This window comes from Rhodopirellula maiorica SM1 (assembly GCF_000346295.1).
Lineage (GTDB): Bacteria > Planctomycetota > Planctomycetia > Pirellulales > Pirellulaceae > Novipirellula > Novipirellula maiorica.
Genome location: NZ_ANOG01000835.1, coordinates 1 through 756, shown reverse-complemented (window position 1 = coordinate 756; position 756 = coordinate 1). Strand labels below are relative to the sequence as shown.

At 58.1% G+C, this 756-nt stretch carries 1 protein-coding gene; it reads left to right on the top strand.

All coding sequences use genetic code 11. The annotated features are described in order from the left end of the window. Positions 1–723: sensor histidine kinase (locus RMSM_RS26945; protein WP_144057994.1), on the top strand; the 723-nt coding region annotated here is incomplete at its 5' end. Between the last annotated feature and the right edge of the window lie 33 nt (positions 724–756).

The following is a 756-nucleotide window of genomic DNA, read 5'->3' as shown; positions in this document are numbered from 1 at the left end:
GCTCGGCAAGTGCAGCACACGCGCACGCTCGAGCAATCCTTTGATCGTCGACTTCACACGCAAAAGCTCGCGGCGCTCAAGCAATTCGCTTACGGGCTTAGCCACGAGATCAACAATCCGTTGGCCAACATTTCGACGCGAGCCCAGCAATTGAAGCAGGGCGAGGCCGATCCGCATCGAAACACGTCGCTGCAAAAGATCGTCGACCAAGTGTATCGGGCTCACGAGATGATTGCCGATTTGATGTTCTACGCGAATCCGCCGCTACCAGAGACTTCACCGTGTGATTTGAACGTGTTGGTGAGATCGGTTGCCGACGAATTTGTCGACGAGGCTGATTCGCTCTCCATTCGTTTAGAAACCGAGACCCCTGTCGGCGAGCTGTTGCTCGATCTTGATGAACCGATGTTCGGCGAAGCGTTGCGAGTGTTGCTGCGAAATTCGATCGAGGCAATTGGATCCTCCGGTACGATTGTGGTGTCGGTCGTTCGGGAAGCGGATCGCGTCTTGATTCACGTAGCCGACAGCGGTCCCGGGCTCTCGCGTGCCGCTCGCGAGCATGCGTTTGATCCCTACTTTAGTGGCCGCGAAGCCGGTCGCGGGCTGGGGCTGGGGCTGTGCCGAGCCTACCGAATCGCCAAGCTGCACGACGCCGACATTTCGCTTGCCGGTGGCGCAGCCGGCTGTGTCGCCACAATCACGATTGGCAAGTTGCCTGCGTAGCTGGAAACACGTCATAGCGGAAATCGTCAACGG